Annotated in this window: 19 protein-coding genes; 9 read left to right on the forward strand and 10 right to left on the reverse strand. The window is 71.6% G+C overall.

Annotated features, from left to right (window positions below; all coding sequences use genetic code 11):
* The first annotated feature begins 9 nt into the window (after nucleotides 1-9).
* Nucleotides 10-663 (forward strand): response regulator, encoded by a 654-nt coding sequence (locus ABD126_RS08775; protein WP_343933197.1) that lies wholly within the window; start codon nucleotides 10-12, stop codon nucleotides 661-663.
* Here ABD126_RS08775 and ABD126_RS08780 read toward each other — a convergent pair.
* Entirely contained in the window at nucleotides 660-1301 is a 642-nt protein-coding gene (locus ABD126_RS08780) for a hypothetical protein (protein ID WP_343933198.1), read from the reverse strand. The two genes, ABD126_RS08775 and ABD126_RS08780, sit on opposite strands and share 4 nt — an antisense overlap.
* Before the next feature lie 50 nt (nucleotides 1302-1351).
* Nucleotides 1352-2854, reverse strand: coding sequence for an alpha/beta hydrolase (locus ABD126_RS08785; RefSeq protein WP_343933199.1), 1503 nt, complete (start codon nucleotides 2852-2854; stop codon nucleotides 1352-1354).
* Nucleotides 2855-2985: 131 nt separating this feature from the next.
* Between ABD126_RS08785 and ABD126_RS08790 the strand changes: the two genes are divergently transcribed.
* On the forward strand, nucleotides 2986-3990 hold the full coding sequence (locus ABD126_RS08790; protein ID WP_343933200.1) for a hypothetical protein: 1005 nt from the start codon (nucleotides 2986-2988) through the stop codon (nucleotides 3988-3990).
* Between the two features lie 42 nt (nucleotides 3991-4032).
* Here ABD126_RS08790 and ABD126_RS08795 read toward each other — a convergent pair whose 3' ends face one another.
* The 5 genes from ABD126_RS08795 to ABD126_RS08815 form a co-directional block, all read right to left on the reverse strand.
* Complete coding sequence (locus ABD126_RS08795; protein WP_343933201.1) at nucleotides 4033-5001, reverse strand: ABC transporter substrate-binding protein; 969 nt, start codon at nucleotides 4999-5001, stop codon at nucleotides 4033-4035.
* Between the two features lie 37 nt (nucleotides 5002-5038).
* Nucleotides 5039-6034 (reverse strand): ABC transporter permease, encoded by a 996-nt coding sequence (locus ABD126_RS08800; RefSeq protein ID WP_343933202.1) that lies wholly within the window; start codon nucleotides 6032-6034, stop codon nucleotides 5039-5041.
* Nucleotides 6031-6792 (reverse strand): ATP-binding cassette domain-containing protein, encoded by a 762-nt coding sequence (locus tag ABD126_RS08805; RefSeq protein WP_343933203.1) that lies wholly within the window; start codon nucleotides 6790-6792, stop codon nucleotides 6031-6033. Before ABD126_RS08805 ends, ABD126_RS08800 begins: the two co-directional genes overlap by 4 nt.
* A 533-nt stretch (nucleotides 6793-7325) precedes the next feature.
* On the reverse strand, nucleotides 7326-8321 hold the full coding sequence (locus ABD126_RS08810; protein WP_343933204.1) for a class I mannose-6-phosphate isomerase: 996 nt from the start codon (nucleotides 8319-8321) through the stop codon (nucleotides 7326-7328).
* Complete coding sequence (locus ABD126_RS08815) at nucleotides 8318-9301, reverse strand: LacI family DNA-binding transcriptional regulator (RefSeq protein ID WP_343933618.1); 984 nt, start codon at nucleotides 9299-9301, stop codon at nucleotides 8318-8320. The genes ABD126_RS08810 and ABD126_RS08815 overlap by 4 nt, the downstream gene beginning before the upstream one ends.
* A 206-nt stretch (nucleotides 9302-9507) precedes the next feature.
* Here ABD126_RS08815 and ABD126_RS08820 point away from each other — a divergent pair, with 206 nt between their 5' ends.
* Together ABD126_RS08820 and ABD126_RS08825 are read left to right on the forward strand one after the other, a co-directional pair.
* Complete coding sequence (locus ABD126_RS08820) at nucleotides 9508-12705, forward strand: GH92 family glycosyl hydrolase (RefSeq protein WP_343933205.1); 3198 nt, start codon at nucleotides 9508-9510, stop codon at nucleotides 12703-12705.
* Between the two features lie 68 nt (nucleotides 12706-12773).
* On the forward strand, nucleotides 12774-13814 hold the full coding sequence (locus ABD126_RS08825) for a monodechloroaminopyrrolnitrin synthase PrnB family protein (RefSeq protein WP_343933206.1): 1041 nt from the start codon (nucleotides 12774-12776) through the stop codon (nucleotides 13812-13814).
* Here the strand turns inward: ABD126_RS08825 and pdxR are convergent.
* Complete coding sequence (gene pdxR, locus ABD126_RS08830) at nucleotides 13797-15254, reverse strand: MocR-like pyridoxine biosynthesis transcription factor PdxR (RefSeq protein ID WP_343933207.1); 1458 nt, start codon at nucleotides 15252-15254, stop codon at nucleotides 13797-13799. The two genes, ABD126_RS08825 and pdxR, sit on opposite strands and share 18 nt — an antisense overlap.
* Before the next feature lie 37 nt (nucleotides 15255-15291).
* Between pdxR and ABD126_RS08835 the strand changes: the two genes are divergently transcribed.
* The 4 genes from ABD126_RS08835 (at nucleotide 15292) to ABD126_RS08850 (ending at nucleotide 19962) form a co-directional block, all read left to right on the forward strand.
* Nucleotides 15292-17520, forward strand: coding sequence for a GH92 family glycosyl hydrolase (locus ABD126_RS08835; RefSeq protein ID WP_425542768.1), 2229 nt, complete (start codon nucleotides 15292-15294; stop codon nucleotides 17518-17520).
* A gap of 110 nt (nucleotides 17521-17630) precedes the next feature.
* Nucleotides 17631-18542, forward strand: a complete 912-nt coding sequence (locus ABD126_RS08840) for an ABC transporter ATP-binding protein (protein WP_343933209.1) — start codon at nucleotides 17631-17633, stop codon at nucleotides 18540-18542.
* On the forward strand, nucleotides 18539-19582 hold the full coding sequence (locus ABD126_RS08845; RefSeq protein ID WP_343933210.1) for an ABC transporter permease: 1044 nt from the start codon (nucleotides 18539-18541) through the stop codon (nucleotides 19580-19582). The genes ABD126_RS08840 and ABD126_RS08845 overlap by 4 nt, the downstream gene beginning before the upstream one ends.
* 62 nt (nucleotides 19583-19644) lie before the next feature.
* Nucleotides 19645-19962: a DUF3817 domain-containing protein gene (locus ABD126_RS08850; RefSeq protein ID WP_343933211.1), complete on the forward strand. Its 318-nt coding sequence runs from the start codon at nucleotides 19645-19647 to the stop codon at nucleotides 19960-19962.
* 25 nt (nucleotides 19963-19987) lie between these two features.
* On the opposite strand, the gene ABD126_RS08855 is transcribed toward ABD126_RS08850, so the two are convergent.
* Together ABD126_RS08855 and ABD126_RS08860 are read right to left on the reverse strand one after the other, a co-directional pair.
* Entirely contained in the window at nucleotides 19988-21016 is a 1029-nt protein-coding gene (locus ABD126_RS08855) for a phosphotransferase (protein WP_343933212.1), read from the reverse strand.
* Between the two features lie 70 nt (nucleotides 21017-21086).
* On the reverse strand, nucleotides 21087-21590 hold the full coding sequence (locus ABD126_RS08860; protein WP_343933213.1) for a MarR family winged helix-turn-helix transcriptional regulator: 504 nt from the start codon (nucleotides 21588-21590) through the stop codon (nucleotides 21087-21089).
* A 44-nt stretch (nucleotides 21591-21634) separates the two neighbouring features.
* Here ABD126_RS08860 and ABD126_RS08865 point away from each other — a divergent pair, with 44 nt between their 5' ends.
* Nucleotides 21635-21937, forward strand: a complete 303-nt coding sequence (locus ABD126_RS08865) for an MTH1187 family thiamine-binding protein (protein WP_343933214.1) — start codon at nucleotides 21635-21637, stop codon at nucleotides 21935-21937.
* The last annotated feature ends 21 nt before the right edge of the window (nucleotides 21938-21958 follow it).

Here is a 21958-nt window from a genome sequence, read left to right on the forward strand (position 1 = left end):
GGAGGGTTCATGTCCATCTCGGTCCTGCTCGTGGACGACCACGAGATCGTGCGGCGCGGACTGCACCAACTGCTCGACGTCGAGTCCGACATCGAGGTGGTGGGGGAGGCGGGGAGCGCGGCGGCGGCCATCGCGGCGGCGGTCGAGCACCGGCCCGACGTGGCGGTCATCGACGTGCGGCTGCCCGACGGCGACGGGGTGACGGTGTGCCGCGAGATCCGGTCGACCGTCCAGCCGCCGCCGGCGTGCCTGATGCTGACGTCCTACTCCGACGACGAGGCCCTGTTCGGGGCGATCATGGCGGGCGCGGCCGGTTACATGCTCAAGCAGGTGTCCGGCAACGACCTGGTCTCGGCGATCCGCACGCTGGCCGCCGGCGGGTCGCTGCTGCACTCGGGCGTGACGGCGACCGTGCTGCAACGCCTGCGCGGCGGCCCGGTGGAGGACCCGCGGTACGCGTCGCTGAGCCCGCAGGAGCGGCGCATCCTGGACCTGATCGCGGAGGGGCTGACCAACCGGCAGATCGCGCAGCGGCTGTACCTGGCGGAGAAGACGGTCAAGAACTACGTGTCGTCCCTGCTGCACAAGCTCGGCTTCGACCGGCGCACGGAGGCGGGGGTGTACGCGGCGAAGCGCCGCCAGTCGGGGGCGTCGGGGTACTAGTGCTCGGCGAGCGCCTCGGCGATCGCGATCAGGGTGTCGGCGTCGCCGAGCCGGGCCAGGCGGTCTTGCGGGGGGTCGGAGCCCAGCCAGGCGCGGATCGGGGCGGCCGGGTCCTCCGGGAACCACCACAGGGTCGGCTCGTAGCCGGCGGCCACCTCGTCGACCCAGTGGCGGGCCAGGCGGACGACGCCCGGGTCCGGCAGGGTGTGCAGGTGGTCCAGCCACGGCGTCAGGTCGCGGTCGGCGTGGGCGGCGGCGCAGATCAGGGTGTGCGTGTGGCGCACGGGTTGGAGGTCGACCGCGCGGGCGATCATGGCGCGGAGTTCGGCGCGCACCGCGTCCTGCTCGGCCCGGGGCCACTCGGAGAAGTGCGCGAAGGTCAAGCCGTGCAGCAGGATCTCGTCCGGGAACGCCTCCAGCGCCGCCAGGATGCGCGGGGCCAACCCCCGCCACAGCAGGCCGTACTGGTCCTCCGACCAGTGGTCGGTGACCTCGCGGGCGAAGCTCGTGACCAGGTCGTCCGGGACCAGCGCCGGGTCGCCGCCGAGCAGGTCCAGCTCGTGCCGCGGGTAGCAGTACGTGCAGCCGTCGACCTCTCCCACGCGCGGCACGTCCGCGAACACCTGGTGCAAGTCCATGACGCGAACGTTAATGGGATCGGAGGCGAACCTCCGACCCCATTAACGGGTCACAGCCAGCCGTGCGCCAACGACGGCTTCTTGCTCGCCAGCATCGCGGTCGGGTCCGGCAGCGGCTCGCCCGGGCACGTGGTGTCGCGCGGCGGGACCTTGCCGTCCACGATGAACGACTCCACCAGGTCGTTCACGCAGGCGTTGCCGAAGCCGTAGATGCCGTGGTCACCCTCGTCGGCCACGGTGATCATCCGCGAACCCGCGAACCGGTTGTGCGCCCGCTGCGCGCCTTCCAACGGCGTCGCCGGGTCGCGCACCGACTGCACCATCAGGATCGGCGGCACGCCCTTGCCGGTGGGCGTCTTCAACTGCAACGGCGGGCGGTTCCAGAACGCGCACGGCGCGAGGATCTGGTAGTAGCCGACCAGCGGGTACTTCGCGCCCAGCTCCCGCGCCTCCCGGTCCAGGAACTCCCGGCCGCCGCGGAAGCGGGTGTCGTTGCACGTGATCGCGTACAGCGTGGCGTTGGGCGCGTCCGGGTAGCGGACGTCCAGCGCCGTGAGCGTCTTCTGCTCCGCGTTGAGCTGCGACAGCAGTGACGCGGCGTCCGCGAACGCCCACTTGCTGTACTGGGCTTGCACCAGCACCAGGTCCAGCAGCACGCCGTTGAGCATCCGCCCGTCGGGCAGCGGGATCGGGTCGGCGGCCAGCCGCGCCCGCGTCTTCTCGTAGGCGGCGCGGACCTGCTCGGCCGTCGTGCCCAGGTGGTACCGGCTGTCGTATTTCGCCACCCACGGCAGGAAGTCCACGTCGAACCGGCGCTGGAAGCCGCGCCCGAACTCGTCGAAGATCTCCTGGAACGTCGTGGTGAACTCGGTGTTCGAGTCGAGCACGAACTTGTCCACCCGGCTCGGGAAGTACGTGGCGTAGTACGCGCCCATCCACGTGCCGCCCGAGTACCCGATCCAGCTGATCTTGTCCCGGCCCAGCAGGTGCCGCAGCAGGTCCAGGTCCTTCACGGTCTGCTCGGTGTTGACCACCTCGCCGAACTCGCCGGACTTCACCTGGCACGCCGTGGCCTGCAACTCGGCCGCGTCGTAGAGCAGGTCCACGTTCTCGCGGCTGCGGTCGCGCGGGTCGGTCAGGGTCAGGAAGTCGAACCCGCCGCAGGTGACGTTGGTGCTGGCACCGGTGCCGCGCGGGTCGATGCCGATGATGTCGTGGTCCTGGACGAGCTTGGCCCGGTCCTGGTACAGCGCGGGCAGCGTCCGCCCCGGCCCGCCCGGACCACCCGGGTTGGTCAGGACGCTGGCCTTGGCCTGGCCGCTGCGCGCCTTGAGCCGGCTGATCGCGATGGTGATCGTCTTGCCGTTGCGCGGGGCGCGCCAGTCCTGCGGCGCCGTGAAGGTGGCACACTCCAGCACGGGCACGTCCAGGTCGGTGCACGCTCCCCAGGTGAGCGCCTGGTCGCGCAACGGATCGGCCTGGGCCTGCGCCACGGCGGGCAGGCCGGCCGCGGCGAGCAGGGCAGCGGACACCGTCACTACCAGTCTTCGCATGGTTTCCCCCTCGGATGTCGTGCCCACACCCCATCGGTGTGGTGGGGTGGGAAACAACGGCGGAAAGGCTTGCGTTCGGGTCTACGAAAGAACTACGCCAGTCGGAGTCGAGGGGAAGTAGGGTCGGCAGGGTGGGGATTTTCCGGAGGAAGCGGCCCGCCGCGGTGGCTCGCGAGGTGGTGCGCGACCACACCTACGACGACGCGATCCTGGACATCGCGGCCGAGGAGATGGACGCGGGCCACCTGAGGGCGGCCACGACCGTGCTCGCGGAGTGCCGCGACGAGCCCGAGGTCCGGGCCCTGCGCGCGGAGGTGCTGGGCGAGCACGCCATCGGCCACGCCGACGAGCTGCTGGAGCTGGCGAAGGCCAACTCCGACCCGGACCTGTGGCTGCTGGCCGGCACGGCGTTCATCCGGGAGGCGTGGGCGATCCGCGGCTCGGGCCGCGCGGACACCGTCGGCAAGGACCGGTTCAAGGTCTTCTTCGGCACCCTGCGCAAGGCCGTCGGCCCCCTCCACGAGGCCGCGAAGCTGCTGCCCGGCGACGCCGTCCCGTGGTCGCAGTTGCAGACGGCGGGCCTGGGCCTTCAGGTCGACCGGGACCAGAAGGACGAGGTGTGGCGCGAGATCGTGGCGCGGTGCCCGTCGCTGTACCCGGCGCACTGGACCAGGTTGCAGATCCTGGCCGGGAAGTGGGGCGGCTCGGCGGAGGAGATGATGGCCTTCGCGCACGGCAGCGTCGACGCGGCTCCCGTCGGTGACCCCGTGGTGGCCATGCTGCCGCTGGCCCACTTCGAGATCTTCCTGGAGCAGTTCGAGGACGCGGTGCAGACGCGCAGCGCGTTCAAGATCGCCACTCTGAAGATGCGCTACTTCAGCCGGGTGCGCGACGAGATCGCCGAGGCCGCCGACAAGTGGGAGGCCCGACCGGGCAAGGCCCACCCGCGCTCGTTGCAGGCCCACAACCTGTTCGCGGCGGCCTTCGCCCTGGCCGACGACGCGCCGCGCGCGAAGAAGCACCTGCTCGGCATGCGCGACCACGTGCACGACGTGCCCTGGTCGTACGTCGCCTACCTGGCCGACGACCTGGAGAAGGAATACTCGGAACTGGCCAACAAGTACCTCGACGCCTGAGGGACCGCGCGCGCCGGTGCGCGGCGCGCGCGGCGTCCCCGGTCAGCACTTCTGCTTGTAGAAGTACTTCTCGTTGGCGTCCATGTCGGCCTTGGTCAGCGCGACCAGGTCCGTCTCGATGTCCCGCTCGACCGTGCCGCCCTCCAGGGCCGCGATCGCCTGCTCCACCCCGGTCCGGCCGATGGTCGCCGGGTCCTGGGCGATCAGGGCCTGGACCGCGCCGGCGCGCAGGTCCTCCACCTGCTTCGGGCTCGCGTCGAACCCGACCAGGTTCACCGCGCCCGTCCGGCCCGCGTTGCGCAGGCCCGTCGCCGCGCCCTCGCCCGTGTTCAGGTTCGTGGCGAACACGCCCACCAGGTCCGGGTTCGCCGCCAGCGTCGCCGTCACCTTCGAAGCCGCCTGGTCCGGCTCGTTGTCGGTGTACTGCTGGCCCACGTACTTCAGGTTCGGGAACTTCTTGATCTCGTCCTCGAACCCCTTGGCGCGGGCGTCGGTCGTGGACGTCCCCGCCTTGGTGTTCAGGACCAGCACCGAACCCGCCTTGCCGCCCACCAGCTTGGCCAGCGTCTGCGCGGCCAGTTGACCGCCCTGCTCGTTGTCGGACGACACGGTCGAGACGGCGATGGACGTGTCCTCCAGCTTGGTGTCCACCTCCACGACCTTGATCCCGGCGTCCTTCAACTGCTTCATCGGCCCGGCCATCGCCTTGTCGTCGGTCGGGGCGATGAGGACCGCGCCCGGCTTGTTCGCCAGCACACCGGTGACGATCGGGGTCTGCAGCGTCGAGTCGAACTTCGCCGGGGCCTGGACGTCGACCTCGTAGCCCTTGGCCTTCGCGGCCTCGCGGAAGCCGCACTCCATGGAGATGTAGAACGGTTCGGCGGCCACGCCCGGGATCAGGACCATCTTCTTGGTGTTCCCGGAGGTGCCCGAATCGCCGATCTGGCCGCCACCGCCGCACGCGGTCAGCAGCAGGGCCGCCCCGACCAGGGCGGCTGTCCTCGTTGACATGTCTCCCGCACCTTTCGCCTAGCGTTGATTGCCTCGCCTAGCGCCGCTTGCGCGCCCTTCGCCGCGACTGGTCGAACCACACCGCCGCCACCAGCACGATGGCCACGGCGACGGGCTGCCAGTACACGTTCACGCCGACGATCACGAACCCCTTGCGCAGCACGGCCGGGATGAACACGCCCAGCACCGTGCCGACGACCGAGCCCGAGCCGCCGAACAGGCTGGTGCCGCCCAGCACGACGGCCGCGATGGCGTTGAGGTTGTCCGTGTCGTGCCCGGTGATGGACGCGACCCGGAAGTACGCGAGCGCCATGAACCCGGCCAGCCCGGCCAACGTGCCCGCGAGCAGGTACACCTTGACCAGGTGCCCGGTGACGCCGATGCCGACCCGCCGCGCGGCCTCCTCGTTGGAGCCGATGGCGTGGGTGTAGCGGCCGAAGCGGGTCGTCCCGAGGACCAGCGCGCCGATCGCCGTCACCACCGCCGCCAGCAGGACCAGGTTGGGGACGCCGAACCAGGTGCCGGTGCCGAGGCTGCTGCTGAGGACGTTCGGCACGCCGGCGACGTTCGAGCCGTTGGAGAGCAACTGGCCCGCGCCGAGGGCCGCGCCGAACGAGCCGAGGGTGACGATCAGCGGCGGGATGCCGGCCTTGGCGACCAGGACGCCGTTGAGCAGCCCCCAGGCGGCGCCGGAGACCAGGGCGACCAGCAGGCCGACGAAGACCGTGCCCCAGCCGGCGTTGGTGGCGTTGCCGCCGTTGAGGGCGTTCATGGTCATCGCGGACGTGACGCCGGAGAAGACCAGCACCGAGCCCACGGACAGGTCGATGCCGGACGTGATGATCACGTAGGTCATGCCGACGCTCAGGACCAGCAGGACGGACGTCTCGACCAACGTGGTCTGGAGGGTGAAGGTGGTCAGGACGGCGTCCGGCCGGATCGCGCCGAACACCGCGATCAGGCTGATCAGAACCAGCCCGATCCACAACGTGTTCGCGCCGAACAGCCGCTGCTTCACCGTGCGGTCGCTCATGCGTCCTCCTGCGGGAGAGCCCCGGTCATCGCGCCGACCAACTCCTCCACGGTCGTGCCCGCCGCCCGGAACCGCGCCACCCGCCGCCCGAGCCGCAACACCTCGACCCGATCCGCGACCGCGAGCACCTCGGGCATGTTGTGGCTGATCAGCACCACCGCCATGCCCTGGTCCCGAACGCGCCTGACGACATCCAGCACCCGCTCCCGCTGCACGACGCCGAGCGCGGCGGTGGGTTCGTCCATGAACACCAGCCGACTGGCCCACACGACACTGCGCGCCACGGCCACGCTCTGCCGCTGCCCACCGGACAGCGCGCCGATCGGCACGTCCACGCTCTGCAACGAAACGCCCAGGTCCCGGAACGACTCGGTGGCGCGCCGCCGCATCTCCTTCTTGTCGAGGACGCCGAACCACCCCAGCGGGCCGGGTTTGACGAGTTCGCGCCCCAGGTAGAGGTTGGCGGCGGGGTCGAGGTCGGGCGCCACGGCGAGGTCTTGGTAAACGGTCTCGATCCCGAGCCGCCGCGCCGCGACGGGCGAGGGCAGGGTCGTCACGGACCCGTCGAACACGATCTCGCCCGCATCCGGCTGTTCCACGCCGGAGAGGCACTTGACCAACGTGGACTTGCCGGCCCCGTTGTCCCCGATGAGGGCGACGACCTCACCCGCGTAGGCGGTGAACGACGCGCCGCGCAGCGCTTCCACGCTGCCGTAGTGCTTGACCAGGTGACGAGCATCCAGCAGGGGTTGTGCCATGGCGCCTCCCGACGTTCCAGCCGAAGGTTCCAGACGGGTTTTGCGGTGCTGCTTGCACGCGGTTCCGGCCGGTCCCGTGGGTGGTCCGGTGGGTGGTCCGGCCGAACGTTCCAGACGACGGAAATTCTTAGTTCAGTTGACTGAAATTTTCAGTGGTGTGGTGGGTGAACGGCGGCAGGTCGGTTGGGCGTTCGGTGCGGCGGCTGGCCGGCGGCTGACGGTGGTGGGTGCTGCGGGTTGCGGCGGGCGGCTGGCGGTGGTGGGTCGGGGTGGGTTGCGGCTCGGCGGTTGCGGCTCGGTGGGTGGGGCCCGGCGGTTGCGGCTCGGCGGTTTGGGCTCGGCGGCGGCGGGGCTTGGCGGTTGGGCTCGGTGGGCGGGCTTGGCGGGCGGGTTGGGTGGCGATCGGGGCGGGTTGCGGCTGGTGGGTGCGGCGGGCGGTGCGTGCGGCGGGTGGTGTTGGTGGTGAGGGGTGGGGGTTGGGGTGGGTGGTGGAGCGGGTGGCGGGTGATGAGTGGCGGGTGGGGGCCTGAGGGTTATGAGGGCAGGGGTGGGCGGCAGCGGATGGTTGTGAGGGTGCCGGTTAGTTCGCAAGGGCCGGCTGCGTGAGGTACCACCACGGTGCTTCCGCGGCGCACCGGTAGCGAGCCCAACGAGCCCTCGCCCTCCAGCACCACCAGCACGGCGAACGACTCCTCCAACACCACCCGCCCCGACACGTGCAGCCGGTCCGCCCGGAAGAACGGATCCGCCTGCGCCCCCAACAAGTTCGCCGAATCGGCAGTCCCCGTCCGCAGCACCAAGTCCTCCACCCGCTGAGCGGACCGCTCCACGCAACCCAGCGCGGTCTCCTGCCCCAGCCCCAGGTGCCAGGCGTCGGGGTCGTCCAGGAAACCCCGCCACTCCAGCGTCACCGAGAAGTCCGTCGGTTGCTGCAACTCGACGATGAACACCCCCTCGCCGATCGCGTGCGGCACGCCGGCGGGCACGAACACGGTGTCACCCGGCCGCACCGCAACCGGGTTCAGAGCCGACAGCATCGCGGTAGAGTCCTGTGTGGACACCCACTCGGACACGACCGACGCCGGCACGTCCTCGCGGAAGCCGATGTAGACCGTCGGCGATGGTCCGGTCGTCCCGACCACGATCCACGCCTCGGTCTTCCCGTGCCGGCAATCCAGGTGCCGTGCCGCGAACGCGTTGGACGGGTGGCAGTGCACGGGCAGGCGCTGGCCGGCGTCCAGCAGCTTCACCAGCAACGCCGGGTCCGCCCCGAACTCCGCCACGTGCGCGGGACCCAGCCACGCCACCGGGTCCGCCCGGACGGCGTCGCGCAGCCACCGCCCGTCGGGCAGGCGGGTCAGGCCGTCCGGGTCCCGGCCGAACAGGGTCGTCGTGGACGCCACCCAGTCCTCGGGCCCGAAGCGGCCGGGGGCCGCGTCCGGCTCGCCGCGCAGCGCCGCGATGGCCGCACCGCCCCGGTAGAACTGCCGGGGCTGGTTGGCCGGCAGGTCGACAGGTCGCTCGGTCACACCCGAACCTCCCCTGATCCTCGGGCCACCAGCCGCACCGGCAGCACCACGCGACGGGGTGGTGACCCGTCGCCGTCCAAGCGCGCGTACAGCAGGTCCGCCGCCGCCTTGCCCAGCGCGCTCGCGTCGTGCGCGATCACGCTCACCGGCGGCGACAGCAGGTCCGCCAGTTCGAAGTCGTCGAAGCCCACCAGGGCCGGTCGCCGCGCGGCTCCGGCCAGCGCCCGCACCGCGTGCACGGTGATCCGGTTGTTGCCGGTGACCACGGCCGTCGCCGGGTCGGCACCGGAAGTCAAGCCGTGCAACGCCTTGCGCACCGACTGCTCGTCGTGCGGACCCATCACGACCAGCGACTCGTGGAACCCGATGCCCGCCCGCACGCACCCCTCGCGGAACCCGCGCAGCCGCTCGTTCGCGGTGAAGATGTCCGGCGCGTCGCCCAGGAACGCGATCCGCCGGTGCCCGAACGACGCCAGGTGCCGCACAGCCTCGGTGGTGCCGCCGACGTTGTCCACCAGCACGGTGTCCGCCACGACGTCACCCGCCGGCCGGTCCAGGAACACCACGGGCGTGCCCGCCCGCATCTCCGGCACCAGGTACCCGTGCTGCAACCCGGCGGGCACGATCAGCAGGCCGTCCACCCGGCGCGAGCAGAACTCCAGCGCCAGTTCCCGCTCCCGCACCGGGTCCTCGTCCGACGACCCGGTGATGACCTGCCGCCCGCGCAGCCGCGAGACCTCCTCGACCGCCCGCGTCACGCCCGAGTAGAACGGGTTGCCCACGTCCTCCAGCACCAGGCCGACCGTGCCGGTCGACGAGCCGCGGCGCAGGTTGCGCGCGCTCAGGTTGCGCCGGAAGCCGAGCTGGTCGATGGCCGCGAGCACCCGCTCGGCGGTGGCCGGGTGCACGCCCGCCTCGTCGTTCACCACGCGCGAGACCGTCTTGATGCTGACGCCGGCCAGCCGCGCCACGTCGTTCATGGTGGCGCGGCGCACCTTGCGGCCGGCGGCTGCGGACAACGTTGTCATAGTGCGCGAATCACACACCCGCCACCCGCCAAAGTCAATGATCCGATCTGTCTTGAACGAGACAACCCTCCCCAGCAGCCTTGACGCGGACCTGCCACGCTCCGCAAGGATTCGATTACCGGATGCCTTGGACAGCGTTGTCAACCCGAGGAGGTCTCGTGAAGACGGCACTGGTCGCGGCGGCGGCCACAGCGCTCGCGGTGCTCCACCCGGTCCAAGCCAAGGCTCGATCGGACGACCCGGCGCGGTTGGTCAACCCGTTCGTCGGCACCCAGCCGGGTGGACCCGACCACGGCACCGGCGGCGGCGCGGGCAACAACTTCCCGGGCGCGGACGTGCCGTTCGGGATGGTCCAGTGGAGCCCGGACACCGTCACCCGCCAGCACGGCGGCTACGCCTACCAGGACAACCGGATCAAGGGGTTCAGCCTCACGCACCTGTCCGGCGCGGGCTGCTCGACCTACCAGGACATCCCGATCATGCCGTTCGTCGGCGAGGTCACCACCTCCCCGGCGACGGACCCGGCCCGGTACGTCTCGACGTTCTCCCACGCCAACGAGTCCGCGTCCCCGGGCTACTACGGCGTCACCCTCGACAACGGCGCGAAGGTCGAGCTGACCGTCACCCAGCGCACGGGCGTCGGTCGCCTGGCCTACCCCGGCGGGGCGACCTCGACGCTGCTGGTCAACACGTCCGGCTCCATCTCCGGCACGGACGACGCCGAGGTCACCATCGGCGCCGACACCATCAGCGGCTGGGCCACCAGCGGCCGGTTCTGCGGCGCGGACCACCGCTACCGCGTGTACTTCCACGCCCAGTTCGACCAGCCCTTCGCCACCCACGGCACGTGGAAGAACGGCGCGGTCACCCCGGGCCGGACGCAGGAACGCGGCGGCTCCGGCGTCCGCGACACCGGCGACGCGCCCAAGACCGTCGAGCAGAAGCGCACGCTCGCCGCCCAGGACACCACCGTCTCCGGCCCCGGCTCGGGCGCGTACGTGACCTTCGACGACCCGGACGTGACCATGCGCGTCGGCCTGTCGTTCGTCTCGATCGACGGGGCCAAGAAGAACCTGCGCGCCGAGAACGTCGGCAAGTCCTTCGACGCCGTCCACACCGCCGCCCGCAACGCCTGGAACGACCGGCTCAACCAGGTGAAGGTGACCGGCGGCACGGACGCGCAGCGCACGACGTTCTACACCGCGCTCTACCACTCCCTGTTGCAGCCCAACGTGTTCTCCGACGTGGACGGCCGCTACCCGGGCTTCGACGGCCGCGTCCACACCGCCGAGAAGGGCCACGCCGTCTACACCAACTTCTCCGGCTGGGACGTCTACCGCTCGGAAATGCAGCTGCTGTCCCTGCTCGCGCCGAAAGAATCGTCGGACATGGTCCGCTCGATGATGTTGTTCGCCGAACAGGGCGGCAGCTGGGACCGCTGGACCGTGGCCAACGGCTACACCGGCGTCATGGTCGGCGACCCGTACCACGTGATGGTGTCCAGCGCGTACGCGTTCGGGGCCAGGGACTTCGACGCGTCCAAAGCGCTCCTGCTGATGCTGCGCGGCGCGACGCAACCCACGCAGGGCTACGAGGAACGCCCCGGCCTGACCGACTACCAGACCCTGGGCTACGTCCCGATCGGCGCGCGCAACGTGTGGGGACCGCCCGCCACGACCCTGGAGTACACCACCGCCGACTTCTCCATCGCCGAACTGGCCCGCCGCCTCGGCGACGGCGCGACGTGGCAGACGTTCATGAAACGCGCCCAGTACTGGCAGAACCTCTACAACCCGGCCACCGGCTACCTCCAGGCACGCAACCGGGACGGCTCGTTCGTCGAGCCGTTCACGCCGGGCAACCCGGACACGTGGGTCGAGGGCAACGCTGCCCAGTACACGTGGATGGTCCCCTACAACGCGCGTGGCCTGTTCACCGCGATGGGCGGCGACGCGGAGGTCCGCGAGCGGCTGGACTTCTTCTTCACCAAGCTCAACGCCGGACCGCACGAGCCGCACGCGTTCCTCGGCAACGAGCCGATCATGCACACCCTGTGGCTCTACAACTGGGCCGGCGCGCCCGACAGGACGCAAGCGGTCGTGCGCAAGGCCGTGGACGAGCTGTTCGGTCCCGGCCCGAACGGGTTGATGGGCAACGACGACCTCGGCCAGATGTCGTCGTGGTACGTGTGGGCGGCGCTGGGCCTGTACCCGGTGATCCCCGGCCGGGCGGAACTGGTCGTCAACAGCCCGCTGTTCCCCGAGGTGACCATCACCCGCCCGAACGGCAAGCCGATCGTCATCAAGGCGTCCGGTGAGGGCAAGTACGTGTCGGGGCTGACCCTGAACGGCCGCGCGCAGACCCGCACGTGGCTGCCGGAGTCGTTCGTGGCCGGTGGCGGCACGCTGGAGTTCGGCCTGTCCACCACCCCGACCGCCTGGGGCACGGGACCCGCCGACGCGCCGCCGTCGTTCCGGGACGGCGAGATCGCCCAGCAGTCCTACGTCGAGCCCGGCCGGCTCGTGCTGCCCGCCGGCGGCAGCGGCACGGTCACCGTCGGCGCGCAGGACTTCTCCGGCCGGGGCGGCGGGGTGGGTTGGACCGCCCAGCCGCCGCCGGGGATCACCGTGACGCCCGCGCGGGGCGAGGTCACCGTGCCGCCGGGGGAGAAGGCCGGGCAGGCGGTGACCGTGGCGGTCGCCGCGGACGCCGCCGAGCAGACCCACCGCGTGCCGGTGCTGTTCGGCAACGGCCAGCGCAGCACCATCTCGGTCCTGGTGGCCGAACCGGGCAGCCTGCGGGCGGCGTTCAACAACGTCGGCACCTCGCCCGACGACGACCAGGCCATCGGCAACTTCGACGGCGGCGGCTGGAGCTACTCGCGCAAGGCGCTGGCGGAGCAGGGGGTGACGCCCGGGGCCGCGCTGACCTCGGACGGCATCACCTACACCTGGCCGTCGTCGCCGGTCGGCGAGCCGGACAACGTCAACGCCACCGGCCAGACCGTCACGGTCGAGGCCACCGGCACGAAGCTGGGCCTGCTCGGCAGCGGCGCGGGCGGCCGGTCGTCCGGGCGGCTGACCGTCACCTACGCCGACGGCACCACGCAGACCGCCGACGTCGGCTTCTCCGACTGGGCGTTGGGCGGCAACCCGTCCACACCGCCGTCGTTCGACAACCGCATCGTGGCGACCACGCCGTACCGCAACAACACCAGCGGCGAGGCGCAGCAACTCAAGGTGTTCGTGTTCGCCACCGCGCCGATCACGGTGGAGAACAAGCCGATCCGCTCGGTGACGCTGCCCGCGTCGGTCACCGGCGGCACGTTCCACGTGTTCGCCATCGGCGTCGCCTGATTGGACCTGTTCGGCACGCGTGGAATGGACCTGGAACCCCGTCGTGGCCGCCGAGCAGCATGGCGGTCATGACGGAGTTCGAGCGGTGGCTGGGCGAGGAGTTCGTCCGGCTCAACACGGTGTTCGAGGAGGCGTACTTCGCGGCCGGGCGGGAGCACGTGTCCGGCCTGGGGCAGGAGGAGGTCCTGCACGAAGGGGCGAAGCGGCTGCCCGACCCGGAGGGTGACCGGTACCGGCTTCTCGGGTCGGTCGGGATGTACCTGGCGGCGTGCGCGCGGCACCGGGTGGAGGACGCGGAGGTGCTGGCCCCGGCGTGGGCGTTGGCGACCCGGCTCGGCACGTCCCTGGGCGTCGCGCCGCGGTACGTGTTCGCGCACCAGAGTCTGGCCGGGTTCCGCACGTTCACCTCGCTGCCCGACGAGCAGGCCTTCGTGCGGCAGAACGGGCTGGCGGTGGTCGCCTACGAACGCGCGGCCCACGCGCTGCGCACGGTCGCCGGCATGGGCGTGGCCGACCCGATGGTGGAGTACCTGTTGCAGGACGCGCGACAGGCCCTTGACGACGTTCTGAAGTTCAACCGTGGCCTGGCCGAAACCGTTGACCCGCAACGGTTCTACCTCGGCATCCGGCCGTACTTCCGGCCGCACCGCGTGGGCGCGCACGTCTACCGGGGTGTCAACGCCGGCGACTTCGCGGCCGTCAACGAGATCGACCTGCTGTTGGGCCTGTGCCGCGCCGACGACCCCTTCTACCAGCGGATCGTGGCCGAGAAACTCCCTTACGTGCCGCCGGACCACCAGACCCGCCTGCACACGGCCGTCCTGGCCGAACCGCTGCTGCACCGCTTCCTGCGCGAACCGGTCCACGCCCGCTTGTTCCTGGACGTGTGCAAGGCCCACGGCGCCGCCTACGCCCTGCACCACGGCCGGCTGGTCAAGCCGTTCCTGGAGGCGCAGGCGGGTGCGGCGCAGGACGTGACGGCCAGCGGCCCGCCGTTGAGCGTCGTCGTGGCGGAGCTGGCCCACTTGGTGGACCTGCGCACGGCGAGGCCGCGGGCGGGCGCGTTCGGCGCGCACGAGGAGCTGCGGCGGCTAGCCCAGCTCGCGTAGCGCCTTGCCGATCGCCGCGACGCCCTCGGCGAGGGCGGTCGCCGGGTTGGCCGCGTACCCGAGCACCAGGCCGGGGCGGGTGGGGCGTTGGGCGTGCCAGGACAGGGGTTGGGCCTTCACCCCCAGCTCCAGCGCGGCGGCGGCCAACGCCGTGTCCGGAACGTCCCCGTCGAACGTGACGGTCAGGTAGAGGCCGGCCGCGACGCCGTGCACCCGTGCGCCCGGGAGGTGTTCGGCGATCGCGCGGGTCATGGCGTCTCGGCGGCGGACGTGCCGGCGGCGCAGCAGCCGCAGGTGCCGTTCCAGCTCACCGGAGTCCATCAGCTCGGCCAGCACCAACTGCGGCAGGGCGGCGCTCCCGAGGTCGGCGAACCGCTTGGCCGCCACCGCCGCCTCGCGGTACCGCTCGGGCACCAGCATCCACCCCGTGCGCAGGGCGGGCGCCAGCACCTTCGACACGCTGCCCAGGTAGCAGACCCGGTCGGGCAGCGCGGCCCGCACCGCCGACACCGGCGGCCGGTCGTAGCGGTGCTCGGCGTCGTAGTCGTCCTCCACGACCAGCCCGCCCCAGCGCGCCAACTCCCGCCGCCGGGCCGCGTCCAGCACCACCCCGGTCGGGAACTGGTGCGCGGGCGTCACGAGCACCGCGTCCGCGCGCAGCTCCGACACCCGCAGCCCGAGGTCGTCCACCGGCACCGGCGGGGTGGCCAGGCCGTGGTGGTCCAGGTGCTGCCGGACGCCCAACGACCCGGGGTCCTCGACCGCGATCTCCCGGAACCCGTCGCCCCGCAGCACCTCGGCCAGCAACGCCAACGCCTGCGCGACACCGGTCACCACGACCACGTCACCCGGTTCGGCGACGATCCCGCGGGTGCGCGCCAGCCACCGCGTGATGGCGACCCGGAGGGCCGGCACGCCACGCGGGTCGCCGTACCCGAGGTCACCGGCCCCGAGGCCGGCCAGCACGGCCCGTTCCGCCCGCAGCCAGGCGGCCCGGGGGAAGGCGGAGAGGTCGGGCACACCGGGCGACAGGTCGATCCGGGCCGGGGCTTCACGCAGCACGTCGAACACGTCCGCGCCCGGCACCTCCGGGAACACCACCGCGCCACCCGAACGCACGCCACCCGGACCCACGCCACCCGGACCCACGCCACCCGAACCCGCGCCACCCGGCCGCGCGGGCACCGCGACCACCACCGTCCCCGCCCGGCCCCGGCCGGTGACGTGCCCTTCCTCGGCCAGCCGCCGGTAGGCCTCGGTCACCACCCCGCGCGACACGCCCAGCTCGGCGGCGAGGAGCCGGGTGGCGGGCAGCCGCTCGCCCGGGGCCAGCCGGCCGTCGGCCAGCGCGGTCCGCAGCCGTGCCGCCAGCCAGTCCGCCAACCCCCGGGCCGGGGCGTCGGCGGCGTCCAGCAGCAGGAAGTCCGAACCGGTCGCCACCTGGCCAGACTATGCCGTGGGCGGGGCACCGCGTCCTATGGTGGGACGGGTGACGACTGATCCCGTGCGCGCGGTGAACACGTTCATCGGCACCAAGGACGACGGCAACACGTTCCCGGGCGCGTCCATGCCGTTCGGGATGGCCCACTCCAGCCCGATCGGGTCGCACTACGCCGGGTACCGCTACGACGACCCCGTGATCCGGGGGTTCGGGCACTTCTTCCTGTCCGGCGCGGGGTGCTGGGAGCAGGGCGGGCTGGTGTCGGTGCTGCCGGTCGACCGGGTGCCGCGGGTGTTCGACCACCGCCGCTACGGGGCCCGGTACAGCCACGAGGGCGAGGTCGGGGAGGCCGGCTACTACCGCGTCCGCCTGGACGGCGGCATCACGGTCGAGAGCACGGCGACGCTGCGCACCGGGGTCGAGCGGTTCACGTTCCCGGCCGGCGTCACCCCGCACGTCCTGGTGAACGTCGGCCAGGCCAACGACAGGGAGCCCGTGTTCGCCAGCTCCATCCGGGTCGTGGACGACCGGACCCTCGCCGGTTCCGTCACCTCGCAGGCGTTCTGCGGCGGCAAGCCGTACACGACGTACTTCACCACCACGTTCGACCGCCCGTTCGCCAGGACCGGCAACTGGGGTGGCGCGTCGGGCGGTGCCGGGCTGCGCGGCCAGTGGGTGGCCTTCGCCGACGGGCCGGTCACCGCCGCGACCGCGTTGTCCCACGTCGACGCGGACGGCGCGGACCGCAACCTCGCCGAGGCGCGCGGGAAGTCGTTCGACGCCTTGCGGGAGGCCGCCCAGGAGGCCTGGCGGACGGAGTTGTCGTCGGTGGAGATCACCGCCGAGTCCGCCGACGACGCCGCGGTCTTCTACACCGCCCTCTACCACGTGTTGCTGCAACCGTTGACGGGCAACGACATCGACGGCCGGTACCGGGGTTTCGACGACCGGGTCCACACGGCCGACGGTTGGACGTACTACGAGTACTTCTCGCTGTGGGACACCTACCGCGCCCACAACCAGCTCCTCGCCCTCCTGCGCCCGGAACGGGCCCGGGACATCGCCCGGTCCCTGCTCGCGATCCACGAGCAGGGCGGGTGGCTGCCGCGGTGGGCCTACGCCAACCAGGAGACCAACACGATGACCGGCGACCCGGTCACCCCGTTCCTGGTGGACCTGTGGCGGTTCGGCGCGCTGGACGGGCTGGAGGAGCAGGCCTACCGCGCGTTGCTCCAGAACGCCACGCGGCTCCCGCCCGCCGGCTCGCCGTTCGAGGGGCGGGCCGGGGTGGAGTCCTACCTGGCCAACGGGTTCGTGCAGTTCGACCCGCACCACCGCAAGAAGGGGCAGGACGTGGACCCGCACCACGGCGCGTCCGCCACGTTCGAGTACGCGCTGGCCGACGCGTCCCTGTCGCTCATGGCGGAAGCGTTGGGGCACAAAGAGGACGCCGCGGCACTGCGCCGGCGCGGGCTGAACTACCGGACGTTGTGGGACGCCTCGGTGACCGACCGCGGGTTCACCGGGTTCCCGCGCCCGAAGACCGCCGACGGCCGGTGGCTCGCGCGGTTCACGCCCCAGGGGCAGGACGGGTTCCACGAGGGCACGGCGTGGCAGTACCAGTGGCTGGTGCAGCAGGACGTCCCCGGCCTGGTGGACCTGCTGGGTGGCGCGGAGCGGGCCGCCGCCCGCCTGGACGACTTCTTCGCCTACCCCGACCTGGTGGCCGACCCGGCGCGCACGGTCCGCGAGAAGTGGGTGGTCGGGCCGTACAACTACTACAACCAGTTCCGCTACAACCCCAACAACGAGCCGGACCTGCACGCGCCCTGGATGTACGTGCTGATCGGGCAGCCGTGGAAGACCTCGGCGGTCAACCGGGCCGCGCAGACCCTGTTCGTCAACGCGCCCAACGGGGTCACCGGCAACGACGACCTCGGCACCATGTCCGCCTGGTACGTGTTCAGCGCCCTCGGCCTCTACCCGGCGGTCCCCGGCACCGGCCGGTTCCTGCTGCACGCCCCGCGCTACCCCCGGACCACCATCCACCTGGCCGGCGGCTCCCTCACGATCACCGCGCCCGACGCCACGCCCGCCAGGCTCCAGTACATCCGCGCGGTCACGCTCAACGGGACTCCCCACGACAACACCTGGATCGACCACGAAGACCTGGTGGCCGGGGCGGACGTGGACGTGGCGCTCACCGACGACCCGGCCGAAGCCGACCGGGGCGCCCCGCCACCGTCACCCTGCGCGGGCGGCTGACCGCGCAGCGCGAGCGGCGTCATACGAAAGCATCGCGGACTGATCTACTTTGGTGGTCGGCACGCCGGAAACCACGTGGGAAGCCGTTCGCCGGGCTTACGGTGCGCTGCATGACTGGGGAGAGAGCGGCGGTCGTGGTCAGCGACATCCGCAAGCGCTACGACGACCTCAAGGCGGTGGACGGCGTCTCGTTCACCGTCGCCGAAGGCGAGTTCTTCGGCATCCTCGGCCCGAACGGGGCGGGCAAGACCACCACGCTGGAGATCGTGGAAGGGCTGCGCAAGCCCGACTCCGGCCGGGTGCGCCTGCTCGACCAGGACCCGTGGCCGCGCAACCCCGCGTTGCTGCCCCGGATCGGCGTGCAGCTCCAGGCGTCCAGCTTCTTCGAGAAGCTGACCGCCAAGGAGCAGCTGGAGACCTTCGGCTCGCTCTACGGCGTGCCGGCCAAGCGCGCGGCCGAGATGCTGGAGCTGGTCGGGCTCACCGACAAGGCCGACGTGCAGGAGAACAAGCTGTCCGGCGGGCAGCGGCAGCGGCTGTCCATCGCGTGCGCGCTCGTGCACGACCCGGACGTCGTGTTCCTCGACGAGCCGACCGCCGCGCTGGACCCGCAGGCCCGGCGCAACCTGTGGGACGTGCTGCGCGCCATCCAGCAACGCGGCAAGACCATCGTCTACACCACGCACTACCTGGACGAGGCCGAGATCCTCTGCGACCGGGTGGCGATCATGGACAAGGGCCGCATCCTCGCCATGGACGCGCCCGCGACCCTGGTCCGCGGCCTCGACGCGCCCACCCACGTGGTGCTCCAGCGCGGCGCGCTGACCGCGGCCGACGCCCGCGCCATCACCGGCGTCGACCAGGTGCAGGAGGACGAGGTGTCGCTGACCATCGCGACCCGCCGCCCCGCGCCCGTGCTGTCCGCGCTGGCCGAGCGGGGCACGCTCGACGGGCTCCAGGTCCGCACGGCGACGTTGGAGGACGTGTTCCTCGACCTGACCGGACGGGAGTACCGGGCATGACCGCGTTCAAGAGCCTGTCCGCCGCGATGGTGAAGGGCTTCCTGCGCGACCGGATGACCCTGTTCTTCGTCTTCGTGTTCCCGCTGATGTTCCTGGTCGTGTTCGGCCTGCTGTTCCGCGACTCCGGGGCGGAGAGGACGAAGGTCGCGGTCGTCGGCGACGGCCCGGTGGTCAGCGCGCTGTCCGAGTCGGGCGCGCTGGAGCTGGAGCGCCACGACGACCTCGAAGCCGCCCGGCGCAAGGTGGACGACGGCGACCTGCCGGCGGTCATCGTCGCGCGCGGCGGCTCGGTGGAGCTGGTGTTCGCGGCCAGCGACCAGACCCGGGCGCAGACCGTGCTGGGCATCGTGTCGGGCACGGTGGACAAGGTGAACCTGGCGGCGACGGGCGCCCCGCCGGCGTTCACGTTCAAGGCCGAACCGGTCGAGGACGCGACGCTCCAGCCGATCCAGTTCCTGACCCCGGGCATCCTGTCCTGGGCGGTGTCGATCTCCGGGGTCTTCGGGGCGGCGCTGACCCTGGTGTCCTGGCGCAAGAAGCAGGTGCTGCGCCGCATCCGGTTGGCGCCGGTGGGTCCGACGGTGGTGCTGTCGTCGCGCATCCTGGTCAGCGTCGGGACGGCCGTGGCCCAGGGCGTGGTGTTCGTGGCGGTCGCGCTGACCCCGCTGTTCGGTCTGAAGCTGACCGGCTCGTGGTGGCTGGCCCTGCCGCTGCTGGTGCTGGGCACGACGGCGTTCTTCGCGATCGGCATGCTGGTCGGGGCGTTCTGCCGGACCGAGGAGGCGGCCAGCGGGGCGGCGAACATCGTGATCATGCCGATGGCCTTCCTGTCGGGCACGTTCTTCCCGCTGGAGAAGGCGCCGTCGTGGTTGCAGGTCGTGTCGAACGTGTTCCCGCTGCGGCACATGAACGACGGCATGTTGGACGTGCTGGTGCGCGGGAAGGGCGTCGAGGCGCTGCTGGTGCCGTCGGCGGTGCTGGTCGGCTTCACGCTGGTGGTCGGCTTCATCGCGGCCCGCGTGTTCCGCTGGGAGGACTGAGCGGAGGGGCGGAAACGGACCCAACGGACAGGTGACCGGCATCACTGACCACAATGGGCGACATGCTTAGCAGCCCCGTTGGCCGTTTCCGCCTCTTCGCGCTCGCCGAGGCCGTGTCGTGGGCCGGTCTGCTGATCGGCATGTTCTTCAAGTACGTGGTCGTCGGCAACGAGATCGGCGTGAAGGTCTTCGGCCCGATCCACGGGGTGGTCTTCGTCGGCTACGTGCTCGTCACGCTGATGCTCGCGCACCGGTGGAACAAGAGCACCACCGTGTGGGCGCTCGTGGCGAGCATCCCGCCGTTCGGCACCGTCCTGTTCGAGCGCTGGGCCGCGAAGAACGGCAAGCTCGACGAAGAGGTCCAGACCGAAGGGGCGTGACCCCGAGGGGTCCGCACCCGAGGGCTCAGACCGCGAACGACTCGGCCAGCGCCAGGTGCTCCTCCGGGTCGCCCCGGTGGTAGACGCGCTCGCTCTCCTCGATGTTGTCGAGGAAGTGCTGGTAGACGCGGGCGCTGAGCAGGTGCGCCGCCGGTCGGGCGTGGCGGAGGGCGCTCGCGGGGTCGCTGCCGGGCCGCAACGCCGACCACGACTCGCACCAGACCTGGACGACGAGTTCGCCGAGGGTCGGGCCGACGAAGTCGATCAGTTTCGCCGCGTCGAGCCCGGGGTGACCCCAGTGCGCCTCGGCCCAGTCGAGCACGACGCCGGTGGACCGCCAGTTGCCCGGGTGGAAGTCGCCGTGGAGCAGGGTCTGGGGCAGGCCGAACGACGGCACGTCGATGGGGTGCTCGCGCAGGCGCGGCGGGCCGGCGAGGGCGTGTTGCATCGCGACCCAGCGGGGCACCATTCGACGGATCATCTCGGGCGTGGGGGACCAGCAGTCGGTGCCGGGCGCGTCTTCCAGCAGGATGCGGCGGCCCTCGGCGGCCAGGACGCTCGGCACCAGCTCCGGATCGACGGATCGCACCAGTTCGATGACCGGCCCCTCGGGTGACAGGAACGGCGGCACTTGCTTGGCCCAGACCGTTCCGGCCTTGGTGCGCAGCCGGTAGAGGCAGGACAGGTTCCAGGTCTTGACCTGGGTCGGGGGTTCGACGCTGCGCACGTGGCCGTGCGCCCACTCCAGCAACGCGGCCGGTCCACCCGGTCTGGCCCACGGCAGGCGCAGCGGGTCGTCGGGGAAGTCGATCGGGTCCACTGTGGACAGTGAAATGGGGGCGTGCGCCTCGACCTGGTAGGTGACCGTTCCGCCGCGCATCCCGGCGCCTGTCGCGGAGACGAGCCGGAGCACGCTCACGGGGACGCCCAGCAGGGCGGTGAGGTGCGCGGTGACCGGTTCGACGTCGTTCCACCAGGGGGTCGGCACGGTGAACTCGGGCACGGTTCCCACGTGCCGGCCACCTGCGGTCACCAGGGCGATCACGGTTCGCACGGCGCACAGGGTGGCTGACGGTGCCGGGTCCGGTCGAGCGGATTGGCCGCTGCCGCTCCGCGCCCGCCGGTCAGTCCTCGAAGTCGCCCACCGCGCGCCGGACCTTGGCGAGCAGGTCGGTCAACTGCTCGGTCTGCCGGTCGGTCAGCCCGCGCAGCCCGAACCCGACCCGGGTCACCGCCTCCGTCGCCGCCTCCCGCCGCGCGTGCCCGGCCTCGGTGATCTCCACCAGGGTCGTGCGCCGGTCGGTCGGGTGGGGGTTGCGCCGGACCAGCCCGTCCGCCTCCAGCCGGTCCACGATGTTGGTCACGCTCGTCGGGTGCAGCTGGAGGCGCTCGCCCATCACCCGCATCGGCAGGCTGCCGGTGCGCGAGAACGTCAGCAGAACCAGCGCCTCGAACCGCGCGAAGGTCAGGCCGTGCGGCTTGAGGGCGGCGTCCACCGAGGACTGGATGATCTGCTGTACTCGCATGACGCTCGTGACCGCCGCCATCGCCGTCGACGGTCCGATCCGCTTCTCCCACAGCTCGGCGGCGCGCGCGATGGGGTCGAACGGCAGCGGTTGGGACGTCATGCCGCCGAAGCTACCAGTGGGTACCCGACCAAGAGGAGGGAACTGTGCTCGTCGCGTTCAGCGTCAGCCCGCTCGGCGGGGAGTCCGACAGCGTGGCCGCGGCCGTCGCCGAGGCCGTGCGGGTGGTCCGGGAGTCCGGGCTGCCCAACCAGACCAACGCGATGTTCACGCTGGTCGAGGGCGAGTGGGACGAGGTGATGGCGGTGGTCAAGAGGGCCACCGAGGCGGTGCAGGCCACCGCGCCCCGCGTGAGCCTGGTCATCAAGGCCGACATCCGTCCCGGCCACACCGGGCAGCTCACCGCCAAGGTGGACCGGGTCGAGCAACACCTGAACCCTTCCAAATAGTCGGACGTCCTACTAATTTGC

The organism is Saccharothrix mutabilis subsp. mutabilis (genome assembly GCF_039521145.1).
In the GTDB taxonomy this organism is placed as follows: domain Bacteria; phylum Actinomycetota; class Actinomycetes; order Mycobacteriales; family Pseudonocardiaceae; genus Actinosynnema; species Actinosynnema mutabilis.